Origin of the sequence: Caldibacillus thermoamylovorans (genome assembly GCF_000751775.1) — a bacterium.
GTDB lineage: Bacteria > Bacillota > Bacilli > Bacillales > Caldibacillaceae > Caldifermentibacillus > Caldifermentibacillus hisashii.
The window spans coordinates 1-18,290 of record NZ_CCRF01000088.1 but is presented as its reverse complement, the minus strand read 5'-3'; the positions used below and the strand labels follow the sequence as shown (position 1 = coordinate 18,290).

Genomic DNA, 18,290 nt, shown 5'->3' with positions numbered 1-18,290 from the left:
TTATTTTCCCTCCTTTATCACAAAATGATAAGAATCAAAATTAGGATCTTCCGGTTTCACTTTATCTGATATTTCATAAAGGATCATGTTTGCAATGGATAGTGCCACCATGCCAATCCGAAAAAAAGAAAAACGGTTTCCTAAATTTATAACAATAACCGTATCGGCAAACTCGGTTATCGGGGATACAGCAGAATCTGTAACCACTATGACATGGAGCCCCTTTTCCTTTGCACTTTTCGCCAAATTGATGGGGTCGGTGGCGTAGCGAAAAAAGGAAAACACGACAAGACATGAACTTTCAGGGGAATTAATAATAATTCTCGAATCCGTTTCAGGACGATACAAAACGGTGTTACCCAAAATATAGTTTAAGTGGTAATAAAGCCAGTAAGCATAAGTGAAAGATTGATAATAACCGGCGACAATGATTTTATTACTTTCCATAATAATAGCTGCTGCTTCTTTAATTTTTTCGTAGTTTATTTTAAGTAAATTATTTTTTATCAAATTTATATCATTGTTTAAATTTTCGTAGCAGTCATTTATGTTGTTATGATCATCATAATAAAAATCTACATTGATAAGGTCATTACGAATTTCTTCTTGCAAATTGCTAAACTCATATCCGATCGCCTTACAAAAACGGATGACCATCGTTTCACTAACCCCGATAATTTCTCCAATTTTTTTTGCAGGATGGATGGCAAAAATAATAGGATCATTGAGCAAAATTCCTGCAACTTTCTTCAACCCTTTAGTGAGGGAAGGAAAAGATTTTTCTGTTTCCATAATGTATTTTTTTTGCATTTTGTCACCTTCTTTAAAGTATTCACAATATTAACTGTTGAAATAAAGTATTTCCTTTATTATAATATAAAAAAATTAGGATTATTTACAATAAGTTTTATTCAATTTTAACTTTCACATACAAAGGGGGAAATGTAAATGAAAAGGAAGAAAGGGTTGTTTCGTATTTTTGTAGTTTTGTTGGCGGTTTTCTTACTGGTGGGATGTAATTCAAAAGAGAGTAATTCCAAATCAGAATCGAGCTCTGATACTGACGTCAAAAAACAAACAGGGGGAACATTAAATATTGCTTATCCTACACAACCTCAGTCATTGGACCCTCATTCAACAACAGCTGAAGCAACACGTGACATGGCGAAATTGATTTATGAGTCGTTATTGACTTTGGATGAAAATTACAAAGTTATACCACAATTGGCAGAGACGTATACCGCTAGTGATGATCATAAAACTTACACTTTTAAATTGAGAAAAGGTGTTAAGTTCCACAATGGCAAAGAAATGAAAGCAGAGGACGTTGCGGCTTCAATGACAAAATGGGGCCAAGATGCGCCGGAAATGGGAGAGCATACATGGACGGTCATTGATGATTATACGGTTGAACTAAAATTGCAAGCACCCTCCTCGCTTGTACCTTATTTTATTGCCGATCTTGCTAGATTGGCCGCCATTATGCCAAAGGAAATTGCAGAAAAAGCCGGACCAACAGGAGCAGAAGAGTATATTGGAACCGGTCCGTTCAAATTCATTGAATGGAAACAAGATGAATTAGCCGCCTTTGAAAAGTTTAAAGATTATGTACCGAGTTCTGAACCTTCAAGCGGACTGGGAGGTAAAAAAGAGGCTTTGGTAGATAAAATCAATTGGTATTTTGTTCCCGATCCGTCTACCAGGGTGAATGGTTTACTTAGCGGTCAATATGATTATGCACATTATCTATCCTATGACTCTGTGCCTCAGGTAAAAAACACACCGGGATTTAAAGTTGATATTTGGCCGTATGGGAATGAGATTCTTGTATTTAACAAAAAGTCAGGCTTATTCACAGATGTACGAGCTCGACAAGCGGTTAATTTTGCATTGGACATGGATGCTGTTCTACGCTCGGCTTTTGCCGAAAAAGATTTTTATGAATTGGACAACAGTTTGTTCCTAGATACCCAAGTTGATTGGTATACAGACGCCGGTAAAGAGTACTATAATCAAAAAGATTTGAACAAGGCGAAACAGTTGCTCAAGGAAGTTGGGTATAATGGCGAAGAGATTATCATTTTAACCAGCCGTGATTATGAACATCATTATAATGCAGCAGTTGCAACCCAACAAGAATTAGAAAAGATCGGAATGAAAGTAAAACTTGATGTATATGATTGGCCAACATTACTGGAAAGAAGGAACAACCCGGAGTTATATGACATTTTCTTTACCGGCTATTCGACTACGATGACTCCACACCAGTATACATTCCTTGATTCAAGAGCCGAGTGGCCGGGATGGACGAACAATCCTAAAATTGATCAACTCCTTGATGATATCCAAGCAGCACCTACAATTGAGGAAGCTAAAGAGCACTATGCAGAGTTACAAAAAACGATGTGGGAGGATCTTCCAGTTATTAATCTTGGAAGAAATTCAAGAGTGTCGGCATATTCAGAAAAGGTTCAAGGCTTTACTCAAATGTTAGGTCCTAATTTCTGGAATGTCAGTATAAATAAATAACGAATTAGTGCATCCAGTAAATGCCCGTTACCATATATTGGTAAAACGGAAAATAAATTATTTGAAATTAACTTATCTCCTATATTTCTATCAATATAGGGGAAACAAAATTTTTATACGACTTTTGAAAAAGGTGGGAGATATTTGAAGGCGTATATATTAAAGCGATTTATATCCATGATTCCTGTTCTTTTGATTGTTGCTACTATCGTATTTTTCCTTATCCACTTAATCCCGGGAGATCCTGCCGCAGTTATTTTAGGACCTGAAGCGACACCGGAAGAAGTGGAAAAACTTAGAGAAGAACTAGGATTAAACTTACCCTTATATAGTCAGTTTTTTTATTGGCTAATCGGAATTTTCCAAGGTGATCTTGGTGATTCAATATATATGAACAAACCTGTGTTGCAAGCTTTTGTCGAACATATTGGACCAACCCTATCTCTTGCCCTGCTTGCACAAGCAATTTCTATTATTATTGCAATTCCTATAGGAGTGTTGGCTGCTAAAAAACAAGGGACATTTGTCGACCATCTATTTATGCTGATTGCCATGTTTGGAATGTCACTACCAAGTTTCTTGTTTGGACTGTTATTAATGCTTGTTTTCGGTGTGCATTTACAATGGCTTCCCGCCGCCGGTTATCAGCCACTCGGTGCCGGAATATGGGAACATCTGAAATATATGATTTTACCGGCATTTGCACTTGGAATGATACAAGCAGCGGTAATTGCACGAATGACGAGGTCTTCCATGCTGGATATTTTAAGTATGAATTATATCAAAGCTGCTAAAGCCAAAGGGCTTAAAGAGCGAGTTGTCATTTACAAGCACGCTTTTCGAAACGCTTTTATTCCAATTTTAACCATTTTGGGTGAAACATTTGGATCCCTAATTACAGGAGCAGTAGTTACTGAGACCGTGTTCAACTTACCGGGAATCGGTCAATTAGTGGTGAATTCCATTGTTAGAAGAGATTATGCTGTTATTCAAGGAACGATCCTGATCATGGCGACTACTTACCTTGTTCTGAATTTAATTATTGATCTTTTGTATGGCGTTGTTGATCCGAGAGTCAGGTTAAATCGCAAATAAAGGGGGAACGGACCATGGAAATGAAACCTTCAATTCAAATGGAACCAAAGATAGACTACGACAATTTTACTTCCATTCGCAATCAACTGAAAAAAGAACAGCGCTCCTTGTTTATCAAACGCTTTTTGTCAAATCGTTCGGTTGTTATTGGTGGTAGTATTTTACTGGTCCTTATCATTTTTGCAATCGTAGGTCCGATGGTGAGTAAGTATACCCCATTAGAGATTGATCCTGTTAACCGACTTCAGGGTCCTAGTGCTGAACATTGGTTTGGAACTGACAATTTTGGAAGGGATTTGTTCAGTCGTGTAGCCCATGGAGCTCAAGTTTCATTGGGCGTTGGTCTATCTGTTGCATTTTTGACAGCGGTTATTGGTCTATTCGTTGGCTTGTATGCTGCCTATTATTCGATTCTTGATCATATTTTTATGCGGATTTGTGATGCGTTAATGGCCTTTCCCGATATTTTGTTAGCCGTGGCGATTATGGCTGTTCTAGGACCCAGACCGGTCAATGTCATTATTGCAGTAACGATTGTAAAAATTCCGGTTGTAGCGAGAATTGTGCGTTCTAGTGCCTTGGTTGTAAAAGAACAAACATATGTTGAGGCGATGAAAACACTGGGCGCGAGTTCATGGAGAATCATTTGGTTCCACACTGTCCCGAATGCACTGTCACCAATGATCGTTCAAGTTACATATATATTTGCCATTGCCATCATCCTTGAAGCTTCTTTAAGTTTTTTAGGAGTGGGTATACCTGCTCCCAACCCGAGTTGGGGTAATATTTTATATGATGGAAAAACGGTAATCTATTCAGCATGGTGGATGACTGTTTTTCCAGGTCTGTTTATCATTCTGGCCGTTCTTGGATTGAATATCTTTGGCGACGGGTTGCGTGATTTATTAGATCCGAAAAGTCATAAAGCAATAAATAAACAATAATTTCGTTTATATTGATTTAACTTGATTTTAAGGGGTGAGATGGTGGGAGAGCATTTATTAGAAGTAAAAAATTTAAAGACGACGTTTTTAACAGAAATGGGTTCGGTTGTAGCAGTTGATGGGATGAGCCTGCATGTCGATTACGGTGAAACTTTAGGCCTTGTAGGTGAATCCGGTTGTGGAAAAAGTGTTACGGCAGAATCGATCATGCGCCTTTTAGATGAGCGGACAACAAAATATGAAGGCGAGATCCTTTTTAAAGGTCAAGATTTACTTTCTCTACCTGAAAAGAAAATGGTTGATATTCGGGGAAATGAAATCGCAATGATATTTCAAGATGCAATGACTTCTCTAAATCCCGTCTATACAATCGGAAATCAAATTGTCGAGACGATTTTAACTCACCAAAAGGTATCAAAAAAGGAGGCATATGAAAAAGCGATAGAAATGTTGCGGTTAACAGGAATTCCTTCACCGGAAAAAAGAATACTTGAATACCCTCACGAAATATCTGGTGGAATGAGACAAAGGGTAATGATTGCAATGGCCCTATCATGTAAACCAAGCCTGTTAATTGCAGATGAACCGACAACAGCACTAGATGTAACTATACAAGCACAAATTTTGGATGTCATCAATGAATTGAAAAAGGAATTGAACATGGGGGTTATTATGATTACCCATGATTTAGGTGTTGTGGCGGAGGTTTGTACCAGAGTTGCTGTCATGTATCTGGGGCAAGTGATTGAGGAAGCACCGGTGGACAACATATTTACAAATTCACTTCATCCATATACCAAAGGATTATTAAAGTCCATACCTAAAATCGAAGGTGACCGTAATAAAAAGCTCTATACGATTGAGGGGATTGTTCCTTCCCTCCACAATATTCCAAAAGGTTGCCGATTTGCACCCAGATGCTCGTTTGCGGATGAACAGTGCAGGACACAATCTCCCGTATTAAAGGAAACAGATGGGGGACATAAAGTGAGATGTTGGCATTATGAAAAAATCGGGCAAATGGAGGAGAAGATAGATGTCACAGCAACAAGCTGAAAAGGAAGCACGGAAACAGTCCGCACCCATCTTGCAAGTAAAAAATTTAAAAAAATATTATCCAATCACCTCACCTTTTGGCAAAACAAAAGATTTTGTTAAGGCAGTTGAACAGGTAACCTTTGATTTGACTGAAAAAGAGACTATCGGTCTTGTCGGTGAGTCGGGATGTGGCAAAAGTACGACGGGAAGGACTATTTTACGGCTGACGGAGCCAACAGAAGGGGCTGCGATATATAAAGGGAGAGATTTATTTACGTTAAAGCCAAAAGAAATGAAAAAAGTAAGAAAAGAAATTCAAATGGTCTTCCAAGATCCGCATTCATCACTTAATCCAAAAAAGCGGATTGGTGAAATAATAGAAGAATCTATGAAAATACATCGAATCGGAAATAAGGCGGAACGAATTGAGAAGGCAATGTATTTATTAAGAAGGACAGGAATCAGGGAAGATCAATATTATAAGTTTCCTCACGAGTTTTCCGGTGGACAGAGACAAAGAATTGGAATTGCCCGTGCGTTGGCAGTAAACCCATCTGTTTTTATACTTGATGAACCGGTTTCTGCATTAGATGTATCAATTCAGTCGCAAGTGATTAATTTGTTGGAAGAACTTCAGGATGAATTCAAGTTGGCTTATTTATTTATCTCCCACGATTTAAGTGTAGTCCGGCATATTTCTGATCAAATCGGTGTTATGTATTTAGGTCATCTTGTTGAAAAGGCTTCAACTGATGAGTTATTTGAGAATCCGCTTCATCCGTATACAAAGGCTTTACTGTCTTCCATCCCAATTCCGGATACAAGGGTAAGAAGGGAGCGAATTATTTTGAAAGGCGATGTTCCTTCTCCAATCAACCCACCATCCGGATGTGTTTTTCACACAAGGTGTCCGTTTGTCATAGAAAAATGTAAGAAGGAAAAGCCAATATATAAAGAAAGCACCAACGGTCATCTTGTCGCATGTCATTTATATTAAGAGTTCATGTTGAAAGATTGGCGAGAAAGTATTATTTCTAGAAAGAAAGTTTAAACAATGATGTATGATGTAAGTCTATTGGATGGAGAAATTCGTTTACCTTCAGATTTTAAAATGATAGGAACATATCCTCCTAAACCATCATTATCATTCATAAATTTACTAAAGGGGATGTTGACTATTGAGGATTAAAAAAATTGAGGTGTATGCAATTAAACTGCCCTTAATTGAGCCGTTTGTCATTAGCTATGCCCGGTATGATACAATGCCTTCCATTATAACAAAAATTACTACGGATGATGGAATTGTCGGGTATGGTGAAGGAGTTCCGGATGAACATGTTACAGGGGAAACTTGGGAAAGTACGTATCATGTGCTAAAATCCAAAATTGCCCCGGAATTAATCGGTCAAAACCCAATGGACATCGAATATATCCATGAAATTATGGACAAAACGATGTATGGTATTCCTACTGCCAAGGCGGCAATCGATATCGCCTGTTATGATATTGCCGGAAAAAAACTCGGTGTTCCAGTCTATACTTTGTTGGGTGGGCGTTACCATCAAAATTTTTCGCTCACAAAAGTTCTTAGTATCGATTCACCAAAAAGAATGGCAGATGAAGCAGAAAAATATTTGAATGAAGGGTATACCTCATTTAAATTAAAAGTTGGAACAGATCCAATGGAAGATGTTAAGCGGATTAGAGCAGTCAGAGAACGAGTCGGGGAAGAAGTGTCGATACGAATTGACGTTAACCAAGGATGGAAAACAAGTGCTGCCACTTTGAAAGTTTTGCGGATGCTTGAAGATATGTTTTTGGAATGGATTGAGCAACCCGTCGTAGCAGATAATATTGACGGGATGGCTGAAATCAAATCAAAAACTACCGTCCCCCTAATGATAGACGAAGGATTGCACGGACCTAAGACGATGCGGGAAATTATTGCAAAACGTGCTGCTGATAAAGTCAATATTAAATTAATGAAATGCGGAGGTATCTATCCGGCGCTTAAGTTGGCACATATGGCTGAAATGGCGGCCATCGAATGTCAAGTAGGTTCGATGGTTGAATCATCTGTGGCCTCTGCAGCCGGGTTGCATCTTGCCTTTTCCAAAAAAATTATCACAAGTATGGAATTAACAGGTCCATTAAAGTTTTCAAAAGACATTGGGAACTTAAAGTATGATGTCCCCTATGTAAAGCTTTCCAATAAACCGGGACTAGGTGTGGATGTGGATGAATCAATCTTAAAAGAATTAACATTGGTTTCAGATCAAATTGTTTGAGTGGAAAGGATATCAAAACCATTCCTTAAAAAAAGAGTGCCCAATTGTGGGTGCTCTTTTTACAATTACTATGTTATATACAGATTTGGAAACAATTTCAGGGCTACTAACACTAATGCACAAGTCTCTTTTATTTTTTATGGATATATGTTAAATTTCTAAATATGTAAAGTATTTTAGGATGGTGTAATGGTGAAAATACTGAAATTATTAGTTGTTATTTTTTATTACTATTTTTTAATTGGTTCGGCATTTTCATTAATTCTGTACGACTTTGTAGCGATTCATAAAAATCAAGCAAATACGACGTTGATATGCTTGGTTATTAACTTAATCATTTTAACTATGGTTTTTTATTTATTGTTTATGCAGAATAAAAGTGACTCAAGTTTATTTGAAAAAATTGTTCTAGTTATCTTGCTCCTAATTACTATTATCGGAAGTATTATAGTTATATTAAAAACTAACTTTCTTTTTACATAGTAAAGTTCCTATTTGTTTAAAACAATAACTCGTAGCATTTCGGAGCAAAAGGTGTGGAAACTGCCCAAAAAGTTCTAAAAGGTGAGAGTGTCGACGAATTTATCCCGGTTGACTTAGAATTGATAAAAAAATAAGAATTATAGTCTGCACATTTAAAAAATAGACAAAAACCGTAGACAAAAGGGTTATCCCGGTGAAAAGCTCGAAACATCTTGGAACATCTCGTTACTTCTTCCTAGTAGCTTAAATGATTTTTAGATGTGAAGAGACTTTCATGGATAACCCTTTTTATTTCTGCAAAAAAATTGATACGGTTTTTACAAACGAATGTGTCGTTCACAGACTGAAGACCAATCCATAACATCATAAAACGGTAGTTCTATTTATAAGCAAAACTGCCATTCACAGACTGAAGACCAATCCGTGGCATCATCCTAAACGGTAGTTTTATTTACGAGCTAACTCGGTGTTCACGGACTGCAGTATCATTCCGCGACTAATTCTATTTACAAGCTAGCTTGATGCTCACAGACTTTCGGGTTTGCTCCAAGGGACTGTAAAAATTTCTCAATCCGGCGAATGGCTTCCTGCAGTTGTTGCAGTGAGGTGGCATAAGAACAGCGAATATAACCTTCGCCACTTTCTCCAAAAGCATTCCCCGGAACAACTGCAACCCGTTCTTTCATCAATAATTGTTCAGCAAACTGTTCCGATGTTAGCCCGGTATTTTGAATCGAAGGAAAGACGTAGAAAGCCCCACCCGGTAGATGACAATTTAAGCCGATCTGGTTCAATGCTTCAACGATATAATTTCTTCTTCGCCGGTAACTTTTTCGCATTTCTTCCACTTGATCGGCGCCGTTCCGTAATGCTTCAATGGCACCGTGTTGCAGCATATGTGGCGCACACATCGTTGTATATTGATGAATTTTTAGCATGACCTCAATAATCGGTTGTGGTGCACAAACATAACCAAGGCGCCACCCGGTCATCGCAAAAGCTTTTGAAAAACCGTTGATGACAATGGTTCTTTCATACATACCGGGTAAGGTGGCGATACTGTAATATTCCTCATCATAAGTCAACTCTGCATAGATTTCATCCGAAACAACAATCAAGTTATGTTTCTTCACTACTTCAGCGATAGCAGATAAATCATGTTTATTTAAAAAAGCGCCTGTCGGATTATTTGGTGAACATAATAAAATCGCTTTTGTCCTAGGAGTAATGGCCTTTTCTATTTGTTCTGCCGTCACTTTAAAGCCGTTCTCTGCCCAAGTGGAAACAGGGATCGGTTTTCCTCCTGCCATGGTGACTAAGGCAGCATAGGATACAAAAGCCGGCTCAATAATCAACACTTCTTCACCGGGATTTAATAAGGCACGAAAAGCTGTATCCAAAGCTTGACTAGCCCCGATTGTTACGATAATTTGATTTTCCGGTTGATAGGAAAGATGATAACTCCGTTCCATATAATTGGCTATTTCCTCCCGTAACTCAAGAAGCCCGGGATTGGCCGTATAAGAAGTAAACCCGTCCTCTATTGAAGCAATAGCCATATCACGGATTGCCCAAGGTGTGACAAAATCCGGTTCTCCAACACCTAAAGAAATCACATTTTCCATTTTTGAAGCTACATCAAAAAATCTGCGAATCCCGGACGGTTTTAATTCGACAGCTTGTGTTGCTAAAAATTGGTTATAATCAATCATGGAGCTACCACCATTCTGCGATCTTGATCTTCTTTTCCTTCAATAATCACGCCATCATGTTTATATTTTTTTAACATAAAATGGGTGGTAGTCGAAATGACGTTTTCGACTGTCGATAATTTATCCGACACAAACATAGCAATTTCTTTCATTGTTTTTCCTTCAACCGTAACCGACAAATCATAGGCACCGGACATTAAATACAGGGAAGTGACTTCCGGGAACCGGTAGATCTTTTCAGCCACTTCATCAAAGCCAACTCCCCGTTTTGGCGTTACTTTGACGTCGATCATAGCCACGACATTTTCTTTTCCGTCAACCTTGCTCCAATCGATCAGAGCCGGATAACTGACGATAATATTTTCATCTTCTAATTTTTTAATTAGTTCTGCTACCTTGTCTTCACTTAATTGTACTTGCATGGCGATTGACTTTACCGATTGCCGGTGGTTTTCTTCCAAAATCGCCAATATTTCAAGTTCTTCATTTGTCAGTTTCATGATGTTCCTCCTCTAGTTTTTACATAAAAAATTATGTTTGATGAACTGGTTCAGCCGAAAAATGATTTATTTCACCCGGCCCATAATAAAGAGATCTTGATATTCTCCACGGGAAAAATGAGCTTTTTTCAGTCTTCCTTCGATTTCGAATCCGTATTTTTTATATAAGTGAATTGCAGGTTCATTATCGACAACGACATCAAGTTCAAGCCTGATTAATCCTAAATCATGGTCCGCAAGATGAACTAATGTATTTAACAGCGAACTGCCAATTCCCTTGTTATGAAAATCACCATGTACCATCAAAACAAGTCTTCCCGTATGACGTAATTTTCCGCTGTTTACAAAAAGAGCCCCCATTCCGACCACAGTACTTCCGGTTACTGCCACAAAAACATGATCATCCGGTCCAAGACGATTAAAAAATTCTTCTGTCCTTTCGATTCGTTCAGAGGGTAAGCCTAAGGTATTCTCTGTAACAGCCGGGTGTCGACGAATTTCATTAAGGCCGGAAATATCTTCTTTACGAATCGGCCGAATTTGGATTTCTTTCAATGGACCGCCTCCTGACAAAGATTCAATCATTACTCAAATGCAAAGATTTTTGGTAAGCTAAGAGTAATATGTATCAACTTCCAGCTTGAAAGTCTGGATACTGAAACATTTTAATCATTTGAAGCCCTTCTAATTTTATAGTAATTTTATCAAATATAATAACCTTTGAAAATAGTCCGACTTCGATTTTTGGAAATTATTTTATGGACAACACGTGAAATCCCATGCTTTCATAACCTTTTACGCAAACTGAAATATTTACCATTATGGGAAGTTCCAGTAAGGCTTTCTGGATATTGGAAAAATTTAATTACAAAAAAATAAGGGGGTACTTTCTATGGATCATAAAGTTGCCTTAATTACCGGGGGAGCGACCGGGATCGGGAAACAAACAGCGATTCAATTAGCTGAAAAAGGCTGCAATGTGGTAATTAACTACCGAAACAGTGCCTTGGAAGCCGAGACCCTTGCTAACGAGCTAAACCGGAGATATGGTACGAAAAATATTGAGGTACAAGGAGATGTTGCAAACTCCTCTGATTGTGAGCGTATGGTAAGTAAGGCGATGGAGGTTTTCCAAAAAATTGATATTCTTGTTCATAATGCCGGCCCGTATATTCAAGAAAGAAAACCACTTACAGAGTATGAGATGGACGAGTGGAATTATTTGTTACAAGGAAATTTAACCAGTGCTTTTTATTTGGCAAAACTGGTCATCCCGTCGATGCGAAAACAAAAATGGGGACGAATTATCACCATGGGTTTTGATCGGGTAGAAACGGCACCGGGTTGGATTTACCGTTCCGCATTCGCTGCCGCAAAAACGGGGCTTGCGTCACTAACACGAACGATTGCAATTGAAGAAGCGAAAAACGGGATTACAGCAAACATGGTTTCACCGGGTGATATTAAAAGCGAGTGGAAGGAAAAAACAATTGCCGATGCCGTTTCGTATATGAAATCCGCTCCTGAAAGAAGAAGGGAAGGGACCGGAGAAGATATTGCCCGAACGATTGCTTTTCTTGCGGATGAAAAGTCTGACTTAATTACCGGCTGTATTTTATCGGCTACAGGCGGTATGGATGTTTTGGGAAAAGTATTCCGGGAAAATGACTAAAGGAAAGTTTTGCAGAATAAGTTTTTCGGGAAATGACTAAAGGAAAATTTTACAGAACGAGTATTTTCAGGAGGTAAACATGGCGAATCAAATTTTTATGGAAGTCAAAGACAATATCGCATCCATTTTTATTAACCGGCCGGAAAAAAGGAATGCCCTATCGTTCGAAATGTGGGAGAGCCTGAATGAATATGTTGAACGTTGCCATGAGGACCGTGCAGTAAAAGTTATTGTCTTTCGCAGTACGACTGAAGAAGCTTTTTCGGCAGGAGCAGATATCAGCGAATTTCGGACAAGGAGATCCACAGCTGAAGAAATTATCACCTATAGTAAAGTGATGGCTGATCTCGAGGAAAAAATCGCAATAGGGCCAAAGCCGGTAATTGCCATGATTCAAGGATTTTGTGTTGGAGGTGGTTGCGAACTGGCAGTGGCATGCGATTTTCGATTTTCCGATTCCACCGGGAAATTTGCGATTACCCCGGCAAAACTTGGGATTATTTATAATACGAAGGCAACAAAGCATTTAGTTGACTTGGTTGGTCAGGCAAATGCGAAAGATATTTTATATACCGGGCGGATTTTTAGCGCTGAAGAAGCACTCCGAATGGGTCTTATTAATCGAATCTGCGAGTCGAATCAATTAGAAAAGGAAACTTATGCTTATGCGAAAATGATATGTGAAAACTCGCAAATGACTGTTCGAAGTGCGAAGAAAATTATTAATCACGTTTTGCATGGCGGAGAAGATGATAATGACGAAATTTTACAGGAAATTTTAGATTCCGTTACATCAGAGGATTATAAAGAAGGTGTCGACGCCTTTTTAAATAAAAGGAAAGCAAAATTTACATAATCTTAAAGGAAATGTTCAAGCCGGTGAAAAAGTGAACTTCAATGGGGGTACTTTTTGATGAAGGGACATCCAGTTGGTTTTGGGGGAAATTTCAAAAGATAGTATCTTTCGAAAAAAATCAGATACATTCAGAATACAACATCCAGTTCGTTTAGCGGTGAATTTGTCAAAAAAATGATGAATGAGGATTCATTTTTTAGTTGCCTTTTTTTAGAAAATAATTAATAATCATAAACAAGGAAGGTGATAATTTTTTAAAAAGAAAGCGTTTTAATTATTGGGGGGTGTGCGGATGGAGCACTTGTACTTAACGGAAGAACATGAGATTTTCCGACAAGCTTTACGGAAATTTTTAGAAAAGGAAGCGGTCCCAAACTATGAACAGTGGGAAAAAAATAAAGAAGTGCCACGTTCATTTTGGAAAAAACTTGGAGAACAAGGTTATCTTTGCCCGCAAGTTGAGGAAAAATACGGCGGTTTAGGCACCGATTTTGGTTATGCGGTTGTCATGAATGAAGAAATGGAGCGGGTCGGCACGGGAATGGTCGGAATCAGTCTACATAATGATATTGTTATTCCGTATATCGAAGCTTATGGAACGGAAGAACAAAAACAGCGATGGTTACCCGGTGCACTTACAGGTGATATAATAACCGCCATTGGTATGACGGAACCGGGAGCGGGCTCTGATTTGGCGAGTATTCAAACGACCGCTATTCGTGATGGGGACGACTATATCATTAACGGTGAAAAAACATTTATCACAAACGGTTACACGACCGATTTAGTTGTTCTCGTTTGTAAAACCGATCCAAAAGTAAACCCTCCTCACCGCGGCATTAGTTTATTTGTTGTAGAAGCTGGTACCCCCGGTTTTAAGAAAGGGAAAAAATTGAGAAAGATTGGTCAGCATGCCAATGACACAAGTGAGTTAATTTTTGAAGAAGTGCGGGTCCCAAGAACGAATTTACTTGGTGAAGAAGGAAAGGGATTTTACTATTTAATGGAAAAATTACAACAGGAACGTTTGCTTGTTGCTATTCAATGTATGGCTTCTGCCGAAAAAATGTTAGAGTTAACGATTGATTATGTAAAACAGCGGCAAGCCTTTGGTACAACAATCAGCAATTTTCAAAATACCCAATTTAAAATTGCCGAAATGGCCACGGAGCTCCAAATAGGGCGTGCTTTTGTAGATCGGCTTATTTTGGAACATATGAAAGGAAAATCTATCGTCACCGAAGTATCGATGGCAAAATGGTGGGTTTCGGATTTGGCGAAAAAAATAGCCGGTGAATGCATGCAATTACATGGTGGTTACGGATATATGGAAGAATACGAGATTGCGAGACGATACCGTGATATCGCTGTAACTTCCATTTATGCAGGTTCAAATGAGATTATGAAGCAAATTATTGCGAAAAATTTACTTTGAGTGGCATTCTACTTAAGAAGAAGGGGGAACGTCTATGAAAGAAGCGGTTATTATCGAAGGGGTACGGACGCCGGTTGGAAAGAGAAATGGTTTACTTAGTGGTATTCGGGCGGAGGAACTGGCCGCATTGCCGCTTGCCGAAGTGGTTAAGCGTGCGGGTATTGAGCCGGGTCTTGTTGAAGATGTGATCTATGGTTGTGTTACACAAGTTGGGGAACAGGCTTCTGATATTGCCAGGCAAGCAGCACTTATTGCCGGTTTTCCGATTGAAGTGCCGGGAACGACAATTGACAGGCAATGCGGTTCGAGTCAACAAGCCGTACATTTTGCCGCACAAGCAATCATAAGCGGGGATATGGATGTTGTTATTGCCGGTGGAGTAGAGAGCATGTCTCGTGTGCCAATGTTTTCTAATACGCAAGGGGTAACTTACAGCGAGGCACTTACTTCTAAGTATGAAATGATTAATCAAGGATTATCGGCGGAACGGATTGCGGAAAAATGGCATACGACAAAGGACGAGTTGGACGAATTTTCACTAAATAGTCATCAAAAAGCCATTCAAGCACAAGATGAAGGCCGTTTTGCGAAAGAAATAATGCCTGTTGAAGTTACATTGCCGGATGGAACGAAAACGATTGTAACGAAAGACGAAGGGCCGCGTAAAGACACATCAATGGAAAAACTGGCAGGATTAAAGCCGTCTTTTAAAGAAAACGGTTTTATTACAGCCGGAAACTCAAGCCAAATTAGTGACGGGGCCGCTGCCATTCTCATTATGTCCCGTGAAAAAGCGGAACAGCTCGGGTTAAAACCAAGATTTCGCATTGTCGCAAGGACGGTTGTAGGTTCCGATCCGACCCTCATGTTGACCGGCGTGATCCCGGCTACGGAAAAAGTGTTGAAAAAGGCCGGTTTAACGATTCAAGAGATTGATATTTTTGAAGTAAATGAAGCGTTCGCATCGGTACCGCTTGCTTGGTTGAAAGATACCGGAGCGGATGCAAAAAAATTGAATCCGAACGGCGGGGCCATTGCACTAGGACACCCTCTTGGAGCCAGCGGAGCAAGACTGATGTTGACGATGATGAGTGAGCTGGAAAGAACGGGCGGTCGCTACGGACTTCAAACGATGTGCGAAGGTTACGGAATGGCCAATGCGACAATTATTGAACGACTGGACTAAACCTTTGCCGGAGAAAACTTTAATAGCACTCACAGCAAATGTTAAAGAAAATCTGATCAATTTTCCCAAATATTAGAGTATAAGGGAACTTTTCCAAAACGTTAATGAAAGAGGTTGAATCGATGTTTCCATTACAATCCATCCGCGTGCTGGATTTATCCCGTCTGCTTCCCGGACCTTTTTGCACGATGCTTCTTGCCGATTTTGGGGCGGAAGTGATTAAAATTGAAGCGCCTGAATTAGGTGACTATGCCCGACATTATGAACCGAAAATTGATGAAAATAGTGTGATGTTTCATTCTTTGAACCGCAATAAAAAAAGTGTAACGCTCGACTTGAAAACAGATGAGGGAAAAGACCAATTTTTACAAATGGTTGGAAAAGCCGATGTGGTTGTCGAATCTTTTCGTCCGGGGGTCATGAAACGGCTAGGTCTCGATTTTCCTGTTTTAGAAAAAATAAACCCTCGCCTCATTTATTGTGCCATTAGCGGTTATGGACAAACGGGGCCCTATGCAGAAATGCCGGGTCACGATATCAATTATATTAGTTACGCCGGATTGTTGGAGTTAATGGGGGAAAAGGATGGAAAACCGATTGTACCAGCCGTTCAAGTTGCTGATCTTGCTGGTGGGGCTTATCCGGCAGTGACTGGTATTTTACTTGCATTATTGGAGCGGGAAAAGTCCGGAAAAGGGCAATTTATCGACATTTCCATGATGGATGGGGTGATATCGCTTCTTCAATCCACCCTTCCAAATTATTTGATGAAAAACATTCCGTCTAAACGAGGGGAACAGATGTTGTCCGGTGGGCTTGCGTGCTATGAGGTCTATCAGACGAAAGACGGACGTTGGTTAGCAGTCGGGGCATTGGAAATGAAGTTTTGGCGCATATTTTGCCAAAAACTTGGGAAACCGGAATGGATTCCTCTATTAAATGAACCGGATGAAGTCCAATATAAGCTGAAGCACGATATTCAAACCGTTATGTATACAAAAACATTGGCAGAATGGATGGATATTTTTGAAGATGCAGAAGCATGCGTTTCGCCGGTTTTAACTTTTGCCGAACTGGTCAACCATCCGCAAGTGCAAGCCAGAAAAATGTTCGAAGCCATTGAGCAGGATGGCATACCGGTAAAACATATTGGAATCCCTATTAAATTATCAAGAACACCGGGGAAAATCCGGACAGCTGCCCCGAAATTAGGTGAGCACACAGAGTATTATTTAAATCAAGACAAATCGTAAAAGTTTTTCAGAGTTGCGTCGGGTAATCTTACCGGGTAAGCGGGTATAAGGGTTAAGCAACTGTAAAAGTTTCCGGAGTTGCGCTGCGTAAAAACTTCCAGCGCTGAACTTTCCCGATATGTGCGCATAGGGATTAAGCAACCAAATTCTGTTTTTCTCTCTTCTATTGTTATGGTTTTCTCAGTTTCATTGAGTTTTTGGCTCTACCATTGACAATATTTAACTAAAAAGGAGATGAATTTTATGACAAAAACAAGCATTGAAAAGTTTAAAGAATCTACAACCATCCCGGTCATTATGGCACCGATGTTTTTAATCAATGACCCAAATATGGTTTTGCGAGCATGTGAGGCAGGAATTATCGGAACTTTTCCGGCGTTAAATGCCCGCACAAATGAAATTCTGGAAGGGTGGTTTGAACAGATTACTACAGAATGGGACCGGATAAAAACGGCCAATCCCGATAAAAAAATCGCACCTTGGGGGATTAACTTCATTAGTCACCGTTCCAACAAAAGGTTTACGGAAGATTTGCAACTGATTAAAAAATATCAACCGCCACTCATTATCACTTCTCTTGGTGACCCGAGCCCGGTTGTCGAAATTGCCCACCAGTATGGGGGTGTAGTTTTTTCTGATGTCATCAATGTCAAATTTGCCAAAAAAGCAATTGAGAAAGGGGTTGACGGGCTCGTTCTTGTTTGCAGCGGGGCAGGTGGACATGGCGGCACGTACAGTCCGTTTGCATTTATCCACGAAGTAAAAACGTTTTGGGATGGTCCGGTAGTTTTAGCGGGTGCGATGTCGAAAGGTGAAGATATTCTTGCCGCTGAAATTCTTGGAGCGGATTTTGCCTATCTTGGCTCACGATTTATCCCGGCGAAAGAAAGTTTGGCAAATGAAGCCTATAAAAAAATGATTATTGAATCAAGGGTGGAGGATATTATTTATACCGATGCGTTCAGTGGTGTGAATGCGAACTACTTAATTCCGAGTATTAAACAGGTTGGTCTTGACCCGGAAAAATTACAACGGAAAGAAAAAATTGATTTTTCTGAGTTGGGCAATCCAAACATCCGGGCTTGGAAAGATGTCTGGTCAGCCGGACAAGGGGTGGGGGCGATCACACAGGTCCAATCCCTTGCTGAAATTGTTGCCGAACTGAAACAGCAATATGAAGCGGCAAAAGAAAAAATTGTTAAGAGAAGTGTTACTTTTTAACCAGTTGTAGTCTCGCAGTTGCAAAAATTACTTTGAAACTGATCAAATAGGAATGGATGCACTCAAAAAATTGCGGGG

The 18,290-nt window shown here is 39.5% G+C and carries 16 protein-coding genes; 12 read left to right on the top strand and 4 right to left on the bottom strand.

The window, feature by feature from the left end; all coding sequences use genetic code 11:
* Complete coding sequence (locus BT1A1_RS14875; RefSeq protein ID WP_034772697.1) at window positions 1–810, bottom strand: MurR/RpiR family transcriptional regulator; 810 nt, start codon at window positions 808–810, stop codon at window positions 1–3.
* Between the two features lie 138 nt (window positions 811–948).
* Here BT1A1_RS14875 and BT1A1_RS14870 point away from each other — a divergent pair, with 138 nt between their 5' ends.
* The 6 genes from BT1A1_RS14870 to BT1A1_RS14845 all read left to right on the top strand — a co-directional run bounded on the left by BT1A1_RS14870 (window position 949) and on the right by BT1A1_RS14845 (window position 7,894).
* Complete coding sequence (locus BT1A1_RS14870) at window positions 949–2,529, top strand: ABC transporter substrate-binding protein (RefSeq protein WP_034772695.1); 1,581 nt, start codon at window positions 949–951, stop codon at window positions 2,527–2,529.
* A 144-nt stretch (window positions 2,530–2,673) separates the two neighbouring features.
* Window positions 2,674–3,624, top strand: coding sequence for an ABC transporter permease (locus BT1A1_RS14865; protein WP_034772693.1), 951 nt, complete (start codon window positions 2,674–2,676; stop codon window positions 3,622–3,624).
* Window positions 3,625–3,644: 20 nt separating this feature from the next.
* Complete coding sequence (locus BT1A1_RS14860) at window positions 3,645–4,568, top strand: ABC transporter permease (RefSeq protein WP_231553346.1); 924 nt, start codon at window positions 3,645–3,647, stop codon at window positions 4,566–4,568.
* A 39-nt stretch (window positions 4,569–4,607) separates the two neighbouring features.
* Window positions 4,608–5,624, top strand: a complete 1,017-nt coding sequence (locus BT1A1_RS14855; RefSeq protein WP_034772692.1) for an ABC transporter ATP-binding protein — start codon at window positions 4,608–4,610, stop codon at window positions 5,622–5,624.
* A complete protein-coding gene (locus tag BT1A1_RS14850) occupies window positions 5,605–6,603 on the top strand; it encodes an ABC transporter ATP-binding protein (protein ID WP_034772691.1) in 999 nt (332 codons plus the stop codon). Before BT1A1_RS14855 ends, BT1A1_RS14850 begins: the two co-directional genes overlap by 20 nt.
* Window positions 6,604–6,784: 181 nt before the next feature.
* Window positions 6,785–7,894: a mandelate racemase/muconate lactonizing enzyme family protein gene (locus tag BT1A1_RS14845; RefSeq protein ID WP_034772690.1), complete on the top strand. Its 1,110-nt coding sequence runs from the start codon at window positions 6,785–6,787 to the stop codon at window positions 7,892–7,894.
* Window positions 7,895–8,883: 989 nt separating this feature from the next.
* Here the strand turns inward: BT1A1_RS14845 and BT1A1_RS14835 are convergent.
* The 3 genes from BT1A1_RS14835 to BT1A1_RS14825 all read right to left on the bottom strand — a co-directional run bounded on the left by BT1A1_RS14835 (window position 8,884) and on the right by BT1A1_RS14825 (window position 11,144).
* Window positions 8,884–10,089 carry an aminotransferase gene (locus BT1A1_RS14835; protein WP_051989167.1) on the bottom strand — a complete coding sequence of 402 codons (1,206 nt, stop codon included), beginning with the start codon at window positions 10,087–10,089 and terminating at the stop codon, window positions 8,884–8,886.
* A complete protein-coding gene (locus tag BT1A1_RS14830) occupies window positions 10,086–10,589 on the bottom strand; it encodes an Lrp/AsnC family transcriptional regulator (protein WP_034772688.1) in 504 nt (167 codons plus the stop codon). The genes BT1A1_RS14835 and BT1A1_RS14830 overlap by 4 nt, the downstream gene beginning before the upstream one ends.
* A 66-nt stretch (window positions 10,590–10,655) precedes the next feature.
* Window positions 10,656–11,144, bottom strand: coding sequence for a GNAT family N-acetyltransferase (locus BT1A1_RS14825; RefSeq protein ID WP_197057107.1), 489 nt, complete (start codon window positions 11,142–11,144; stop codon window positions 10,656–10,658).
* A gap of 337 nt (window positions 11,145–11,481) precedes the next feature.
* On the opposite strand from BT1A1_RS14825, the gene BT1A1_RS14820 reads away from it, so the two are divergent.
* The 6 genes from BT1A1_RS14820 to BT1A1_RS14795 all read left to right on the top strand — a co-directional run bounded on the left by BT1A1_RS14820 (window position 11,482) and on the right by BT1A1_RS14795 (window position 18,212).
* Window positions 11,482–12,261 carry an SDR family oxidoreductase gene (locus tag BT1A1_RS14820; protein ID WP_034772687.1) on the top strand — a complete coding sequence of 260 codons (780 nt, stop codon included), beginning with the start codon at window positions 11,482–11,484 and terminating at the stop codon, window positions 12,259–12,261.
* Between the two features lie 79 nt (window positions 12,262–12,340).
* Complete coding sequence (locus BT1A1_RS14815) at window positions 12,341–13,117, top strand: enoyl-CoA hydratase/isomerase family protein (protein WP_072012709.1); 777 nt, start codon at window positions 12,341–12,343, stop codon at window positions 13,115–13,117.
* Between the two features lie 292 nt (window positions 13,118–13,409).
* Entirely contained in the window at window positions 13,410–14,552 is a 1,143-nt protein-coding gene (locus tag BT1A1_RS14810) for an acyl-CoA dehydrogenase family protein (RefSeq protein ID WP_034772684.1), read from the top strand.
* A 34-nt stretch (window positions 14,553–14,586) separates the two neighbouring features.
* A complete protein-coding gene (locus tag BT1A1_RS14805; protein WP_034772681.1) occupies window positions 14,587–15,738 on the top strand; it encodes a thiolase family protein in 1,152 nt (383 codons plus the stop codon).
* Window positions 15,739–15,860: 122 nt separating this feature from the next.
* Window positions 15,861–16,991 (top strand): CaiB/BaiF CoA transferase family protein, encoded by a 1,131-nt coding sequence (locus BT1A1_RS14800; RefSeq protein ID WP_034772679.1) that lies wholly within the window; start codon window positions 15,861–15,863, stop codon window positions 16,989–16,991.
* A 243-nt stretch (window positions 16,992–17,234) separates the two neighbouring features.
* Window positions 17,235–18,212, top strand: coding sequence for an NAD(P)H-dependent flavin oxidoreductase (locus BT1A1_RS14795; RefSeq protein WP_034772678.1), 978 nt, complete (start codon window positions 17,235–17,237; stop codon window positions 18,210–18,212).
* The last annotated feature ends 78 nt before the right edge of the window (window positions 18,213–18,290 follow it).

What these genes read in the sequence shown, in the direction of transcription:
- BT1A1_RS14820 (WP_034772687.1), top strand. Translation starts at nt 11,482, where the DNA reads ATGGATCATAAAGTTGCCTTAATTACCGGGGGAGCGACCGGGATCGGG.
- BT1A1_RS14870 (WP_034772695.1), top strand. Translation starts at nt 949, where the DNA reads ATGAAAAGGAAGAAAGGGTTGTTTCGTATTTTTGTAGTTTTGTTGGCG.
- BT1A1_RS14855 (WP_034772692.1), top strand. Translation starts at nt 4,608, where the DNA reads ATGGTGGGAGAGCATTTATTAGAAGTAAAAAATTTAAAGACGACGTTT.
- BT1A1_RS14860 (WP_231553346.1), top strand. Translation starts at nt 3,645, where the DNA reads ATGAAACCTTCAATTCAAATGGAACCAAAGATAGACTACGACAATTTT.
- BT1A1_RS14795 (WP_034772678.1), top strand. Translation starts at nt 17,235, where the DNA reads ATGACAAAAACAAGCATTGAAAAGTTTAAAGAATCTACAACCATCCCG.
- BT1A1_RS14800 (WP_034772679.1), top strand. Translation starts at nt 15,861, where the DNA reads ATGTTTCCATTACAATCCATCCGCGTGCTGGATTTATCCCGTCTGCTT.
- BT1A1_RS14815 (WP_072012709.1), top strand. Translation starts at nt 12,341, where the DNA reads ATGGCGAATCAAATTTTTATGGAAGTCAAAGACAATATCGCATCCATT.
- BT1A1_RS14830 (WP_034772688.1), bottom strand. Translation starts at nt 10,589, where the DNA reads ATGAAACTGACAAATGAAGAACTTGAAATATTGGCGATTTTGGAAGAA.
- BT1A1_RS14810 (WP_034772684.1), top strand. Translation starts at nt 13,410, where the DNA reads ATGGAGCACTTGTACTTAACGGAAGAACATGAGATTTTCCGACAAGCT.
- BT1A1_RS14875 (WP_034772697.1), bottom strand. Translation starts at nt 810, where the DNA reads ATGCAAAAAAAATACATTATGGAAACAGAAAAATCTTTTCCTTCCCTC.
- BT1A1_RS14805 (WP_034772681.1), top strand. Translation starts at nt 14,587, where the DNA reads ATGAAAGAAGCGGTTATTATCGAAGGGGTACGGACGCCGGTTGGAAAG.
- BT1A1_RS14835 (WP_051989167.1), bottom strand. Translation starts at nt 10,089, where the DNA reads ATGATTGATTATAACCAATTTTTAGCAACACAAGCTGTCGAATTAAAA.
- BT1A1_RS14850 (WP_034772691.1), top strand. Translation starts at nt 5,605, where the DNA reads ATGTCACAGCAACAAGCTGAAAAGGAAGCACGGAAACAGTCCGCACCC.